The sequence below is a fragment of the Micromonospora sp. NPDC049799 genome, from assembly GCF_040656655.1.
Lineage (GTDB): Bacteria > Actinomycetota > Actinomycetes > Mycobacteriales > Micromonosporaceae > Micromonospora.
On record NZ_JBFAMU010000301.1, the window covers coordinates 1 to 6,043 of the forward strand.

6 protein-coding genes and 1 pseudogene are annotated in these 6,043 nt (G+C 73.4%); 4 read left to right on the forward strand and 3 right to left on the reverse strand.

Annotation, left to right across the window (positions count from 1 at the left end; translation table 11 throughout):
• The 3 genes and pseudogenes from AB0I76_RS20450 to AB0I76_RS20460 all read right to left on the reverse strand — a co-directional run.
• Window positions 1–239: pseudogene (locus AB0I76_RS20450) on the reverse strand (hypothetical protein); the annotation flags it as partial.
• A gap of 292 nt (window positions 240–531) precedes the next feature.
• The gene (locus AB0I76_RS20455; protein ID WP_357037652.1) at window positions 532–960 is read right to left on the reverse strand and encodes an OsmC family protein; all 429 of its coding nucleotides are present in this window, start codon (window positions 958–960) and stop codon (window positions 532–534) included.
• 87 nt (window positions 961–1,047) lie between these two features.
• Window positions 1,048–1,995, reverse strand: a complete 948-nt coding sequence (locus AB0I76_RS20460; RefSeq protein ID WP_357037655.1) for a serine/threonine-protein kinase — start codon at window positions 1,993–1,995, stop codon at window positions 1,048–1,050.
• 160 nt (window positions 1,996–2,155) lie between these two features.
• Here AB0I76_RS20460 and AB0I76_RS20465 point away from each other — a divergent pair, with 160 nt between their 5' ends.
• The 4 genes from AB0I76_RS20465 to AB0I76_RS20480 all read left to right on the forward strand — a co-directional run.
• A complete protein-coding gene (locus AB0I76_RS20465; protein WP_357037659.1) occupies window positions 2,156–2,377 on the forward strand; it encodes a hypothetical protein in 222 nt (73 codons plus the stop codon).
• A gap of 81 nt (window positions 2,378–2,458) precedes the next feature.
• Complete coding sequence (locus tag AB0I76_RS20470; RefSeq protein ID WP_357037662.1) at window positions 2,459–3,205, forward strand: response regulator transcription factor; 747 nt, start codon at window positions 2,459–2,461, stop codon at window positions 3,203–3,205.
• Window positions 3,183–4,667, forward strand: coding sequence for a HAMP domain-containing sensor histidine kinase (locus AB0I76_RS20475; protein WP_357037665.1), 1,485 nt, complete (start codon window positions 3,183–3,185; stop codon window positions 4,665–4,667). Before AB0I76_RS20470 ends, AB0I76_RS20475 begins: the two co-directional genes overlap by 23 nt.
• A 46-nt stretch (window positions 4,668–4,713) precedes the next feature.
• Window positions 4,714–6,043: glycosyltransferase family 39 protein (locus AB0I76_RS20480; RefSeq protein WP_357037668.1), on the forward strand; the 1,330-nt coding region annotated here is incomplete at its 3' end.

Genomic DNA, 6,043 nt, shown 5'->3' on the forward strand with positions numbered 1-6,043 from the left:
TCGCGGTCGGCCTCGGCCCGGTCGCCCACGCCGGTCGCCGCGAAGACGCCGACGCCGAGACAGCAGGTGACCCCGGTGGCGAGCGCGACCCGCATCCGCGGGGACACGTAGACACCGCGTCGCGGCTGCTCGGCGAGGCGGTGCCGGCCGATCGTCCGTTCGGTTGATGCGGTGTCGCCCGGACGGGTGGCCGGTCGATCCTGGGTCGGCTTGTGGTCGATGGAGTCGTCGGGATGCACCCGCCGAGGCTAGAAAGAGGAGCGCTCTTTGCCATCAGCGCGATTAGTGGCATGCGCCACAATTTGCGGTAATCGCGGTTGCTAATAACCTCGGTTGATCAGCAAAGCCGCCTTCTCCGCCTGTCCGACTTTCCGGAAAAATACACTCAGTAATCCGCCAATCGGTCGTTAAGTTGATCTTATGCCGCATTGGTGGCGAGGTCGGACGCATCCTCCGTACGGCCGACCCGTCGTTGCACCGTACGGAGGAGGGATGGCTGGCCGAATATGTCAGGTCCCGGTGCTGCGCCCGTCAGTGCCGGCCGTTCTCGGCGGGTGTGACGGTCAGCCGGGTTCGGCTCGCGTCTCCGCTGGTGAAGGGCCACAGCCGGTCGGCGTGCTCCACCAGCTCGGCCAACTGCTGTCGGCTGAGCCCGGCGGAGGAGATCGAGGCGTGCACGTCGGCCCGGTAGCGGCCGTCGTCGTCGCGACCCAGCTTGGCCTCGGCGCGTACCTGGACCGTGTGGGCCTCGTTGGTGATCTCACCGGCCGCCTCCACCGCGGCGTGGTGCAGGCAGGAGGCGAAGGCCGCGGCGAGCAGCTGCTCGGGCGTGAGACCCGTGCAGTGCGGTGCCAGCGGGGACGCCAGGGCGGTGGACAGACCGCCGTCGTCGGTGCGTACGTGACCGCCCTCGGCGGTCGCGGTGGCCGTCTCGGGTAGCCACGAACCTGGATCCGGCATCGAGTTCCTCCCGTCACTCACCGGCCCGGCTACCCGGCACCCGGGCCGTGAAACCGCAGGACGCGGTGGTCCCCGACGGGACGGGGGTCAGCAGGCGTGCGTGGACCAGTCCGGCAGGGCCGCGGCCTGGGTCGCCTCGGCGGCGGCCCGGTCGGTCCACGGCGAGACCACCTCCCGCTGCCGGGGCGGCACCGACCGGAGCATCGGCACGTACACCCGGGCGTCCACCGCCTCGGCGAGCAGCAGCGCGGCCATCAGGCTGGTGGGCCGCTGCGCCGGGTCGTCGGCGAGGCAGCTCGCGCACAGGTCGGCGACCTCCGGCGGCAGGCCGGGGATCTCCGGCAGCGGCTGCGGCGGTAGTTGCCGGCGCCGGGCGCCGAGCAGCTGCGTCGTGGTGTCGGCCTGGTACGGGAGGCGTCCAGACAGGCTGTAGTAGAGCAGGACGCCGAGGGCGTACATGTCCGCGGCGGGGGTCGCCGGGGCCCGTTCCAACTGCTCCGGCGCCAGGTACGCGGGCGTGCCCACCAGTATCCCGTCGGGTGCGGGGTCCGCGGCGCCCGACGGCGTGGCGATGCCGAAGTCGAGCACCTTCACGCCGGCCGGGGTGAGCATGACGTTCGCCGGCTTGACGTCGCGGTGCACGATGCCGTGGGCGTGCGCCGCCGCCAGGGCGGCACTCACCTCCGCGCAGACCCGTACGGCGATCCGCCAGTCCAGCGGCCCGGCCCGCAGGTGCGCGGCGAGCGTCTCGCCCTCGGCCAGCTCCATGACGATGTAGGGCAGCTCGATGCCGGGCAGCGTCGCCGAGGTGCCGAAGTCGTGCACGCTGGCCACGTTGGGATGCACCAACCGGGCGGCGGAGCGTGCCTCGGCACGGATCCGCTCCACCGACGCGTCCGGATCCTCCTGCCCCGGGGACATCAGCTTCACCGCGACCGGCCGGTCCAGCACCGCGTCGTGGGCCCGCCACACCTCCGACATGCCACCGATGCCGATGCGCTGTTCGAGCTGGTACCGCCCGTCCAGCGTCCTCATCGATCGCTCCTCGCCTCGTCGTCCCCGATTGCGCCGGATGTCCGGCCCCGGTGCTTCCGATGCCGGTACCCGGCCTCCGAGCAGGGCAAACCGCAGGGTACGCCAGGTCGCGGTGGGGTAGCTTGCCAGCCAGGGGCAGCCGGCGCGAGGGAGTGCGACGATGAGCGAGGTGACCGTACGCTTCGTCGGCGGTCCGGCGCACGACCTGGAGCGGGCGCTACCGGCCGAGCCGGACGGCCGGCCCCCGGCCCGCTGGATCCTGCGCCATCCCGACGGCGGTGACCCGGGCCTGGCCGACCACCTCTACGAGCGCGCCGATTCTCGGGGCGGTGGGTGGACGATGCGGTTCGTGCACACCTACCCCGTCGGCATGACCGAGTGAGACCGGCCGTCACCGGGTGGCACAGCTGGTGCACAGGATGCGCACAAACGCAGCACAGCGGTCGCGCCCACGATGGGGGCCATGGTGACGGACGAGCACGGCGCGCCGGCCCGGATCGAGCTGCGGCGCCCCGATGGTGAACCGGTCCGCGTCCTGGTGGTCGACGACGAACCCACCCTGACCGACCTGCTGTCGATGGCGCTGCGCTACGAGGGCTGGCAGGTACGCACCGCCGGCAACGGCATGTCGGCCCTGACCACGGCCCGGCAGTTCCAGCCCGACGCGGTGGTGCTCGACGTGATGCTGCCCGACCTCGACGGCTTCCAGGTGCTGCGCCGGTTGCGCGCGGCGGCGCCGACCGTCCCGGTGCTGTTCCTCACCGCCCGCGACGCCGTGGAGGAGCGGATCGCCGGGCTGACCGTCGGTGGCGACGACTACGTCACCAAGCCGTTCAGCCTGGAGGAGGTGATCGCGCGGCTGCGGGCGCTGCTGCGCCGGTCCGGCTTCGCCGTCGCGGCCCGCGAGGAGGCGGTGCTCACCGTCGGCGACCTCAGCCTCGACGAGGACAGCCACGAGGTACGCCGCGACGGGCAGCTCGTCACCCTCACCGCCACCGAGTTCGAGCTGCTGCGCTACCTGATGCGCAACCCCCGGCGGGTGCTCAGCAAGGCGCAGATCCTCGACCGGGTCTGGAACTACGACTTCGGTGGCCAGGCCAACGTGGTCGAGCTGTACATCTCGTACCTGCGCAAGAAGATCGACGCTGGCCGGAAACCGATGATCCACACGCTGCGCGGCGCCGGCTATGTCCTCAAACCGGCGGAGTGAGCGGGGCCGGCTGCGGCGGTGGCTGGCCGGCTGGTCCCTGCGTACCCGTCTGGTGGTCATCCTGGTCGCGCTGCTGGCGGCGGTCAGCGTCGCGACCGGCGCCGTCGCGACGGTCGCGCTGCGACAGTTCCTGGTGGAGCGGGTGGACGCGCAGCTGACCGCCGAGCCGGGGCCGCGCGACGGGCGGCCGTTCCCCCGGTTCTTCCCGCCCGACGGCGGCGGGTTGCTCATCCCGGCGGGCCTGCCACCGGACTCGATCGTCGCCACCCTGTCCGGGGGACGGGTGACGCAGGCGCTGGTGCAGACCGGCAAGCGGCAGGGCGGGGAGGGGGTGCCCGTCGACGAGGTCGCCGCGCTGGGCGGACTGTCGGCGGATGCCGGGCCGCGTACGGTCGACCTCGGTGACCGCGGCGAGTACCGGGCGATCGCGCGACGGTGGCCGGACGGGACGGTCCGGGCCTTCGCCCTGCCTCTGGCGGAGGTCGAGGAAATCGTCATGTGGTTCGTCGCCGCGCAGGCCGCGTTGGCCGCCGCCGGCCTGCTGGTAGCCGGCGGCGCGGGCGCGCTCATCGTCCGGCGCACCCTGCGCCCGCTGCGGCGGGTCGCGGCCACCGCCGGCCGGGTCAGCGAGCTGCCCCTGGACCGGGGCGAGGTCGCCCTGTCGGTCCGCGTGCCCGAGGCGGACACCGATCCGCGCACGGAGGTCGGCCAGGTCGGCGCCGCGCTCAACCGCATGCTGGGGCACGTCGCCGCCGCACTCGCCGCCCGCCAGGCCAGCGAGACACGCGTACGCCAGTTCGTGGCCGACGCCAGCCACGAGCTGCGCACCCCTCTCGCTGCCATCCGCGGGTACGCGGAGGTGTCCCGCCGCGGCCGCGACCGGGTGCCGCCCGACGTGGCCCACGCGCTGCGCCGCGTCGAGTCGGAGAGCACCCGGATGACCAGCCTCGTCGACGACCTGCTGCTGCTGGCCCGGCTGGACTCCGGTCGCCCACTGGCCGTCGAGTCGGTGGACCTGTCCGCGCTGCTCGTGGACGCGGTCAGCGACGCGCACGTCGCCGGCCCGGAGCACCGCTGGCAGCTCGACCTGCCCGAACGGGTCGTCCGGGTGCCCGGCGACCCCGCCCGGCTGCACCAGGTCCTCGCGAACCTGCTGACCAACGCGCGGGTGCACACCCCCGTGGGCACCACCGTCACCGCGTCGCTGGGCGTCGAGCCCGACGCCGCCGTGCTGCGCGTCACCGACGACGGGCCGGGCATCCCACCCGAGCTGCGGCCGGAGGTCTTCGAACGTTTCGCGCGCGGGGACAGCTCCCGGTCCCGGGTCCACGGCAGCACCGGCCTCGGCCTGGCCATCGTGGCGGCCGTGGTGGAGGCCCACCAGGGAACGGTCACCGTGGACAGTTGGCCGGGCCGCACGGTGTTCACCGTGCGCCTGCCGCATCCCACAGCGGACGCATAGGCGGCTCAGGGGAGCGGGACAGCCCGCCCACCCAGTGTTTGCCGGCATGGACAGAACAGAGACCCTGCCCGCCGCGCCCGCTCCGGCGCCCTCCCGCGAGGTCGCGCCGCCGGTTCCTCGGTCGCCCCGCTGGGCCCGCCCGGCCCTCACCACTCTGCTGCTGGCCACCGCCGTGCTGTACGTGTGGGGGCTCGGCGCCAACGGGTGGGCCAACTCGTACTACGCGGCGGCCGTGCAGGCCGGCTCCGAGAGCTGGACGGCGTTCTTCTACGGCTCGTCCGACGCGGCCAACTCGATCACCGTCGACAAGACGCCCGCCTCGCTGTGGCTGATGGTCCTGTCGGTACGGCTGTTCGGCCTGAACAGCTGGGCGATGCTGGTGCCGCAGGCGCTCTGCGGCGTCGCCGCCGTCGGTGTCCTTTACGCCACCGTCCGCCGCTGGTACGGCCCGGCCGCCGGCCTGATCGCCGGTGCGGTCCTCGCGGTCACCCCGGTGGCGACGTTGATGTTCCGCTTCAACAACCCCGACGCCCTGCTGGTGCTGCTCCTGGTCGCCGCCGCGTACGCCACCGTGCGTGCGGTGGAGACGGCGAGCACCCGCTGGATCGTGCTGGCCGGCACGCTGGTCGGCTTCGGCTTCCTCACCAAGATGCTCCAGGCGTTCCTGGTGGTGCCGGTCCTCGCGGGCGTCTACCTGCTCGCCGCGCCGACCGGTCGGTGGCGGCGGCTCCGCCAGCTGCTCCTGGCCGGTCTCGCCCTGGTGGTCGCCGGCGGCTGGTGGGTGGCGGTCGTCGAGCTGGTGCCGGCGAGCGCCCGCCCGTACGTCGGCGGTTCGCAGACCAACAGCGTGCTGGAGTTGACCTTCGGCTACAACGGCCTCGACCGGATCACCGGCGAGGAGGAGGGCAGCGTCGGCCCGCCCGGCGGCGCCGCGCTGCTCGGCGGCGAAACCGGTGTGCTGCGGATGTTCGACGACCGGATCGGCGGTCAGGTCTCCTGGCTGCTGCCGGCCGCGCTGATCCTGCTCGTCGCCGGTCTGGTGGTGGCCGGCCGGGCGGCGCGTACCGACCGCACCCGCGCCGGCCTGCTGCTGTGGGGCGGCTGGCTGCTGGTGACCGGCGCTGTCTTCAGCTTCATGTCCGGGATCTTCCACGAGTACTACACGGTGGCCCTGGCTCCGGCCGTCGGCGCGTTGGTCGGCATCGGCACCACGCTGCTGTGGCGGCTCCGCGCCTCCGGGACGCGGCGGTGGTCGCTCGCCGCGACGCTCGTGCTGGCCGGGACGCTCGCCGTCACCGCCTGGTGGTCGTGGACGCTGCTCGACCGCAGCCCCGACTGGCACCCCTGGCTGCGTCCGGCCGTCCTGGTGACCGGGC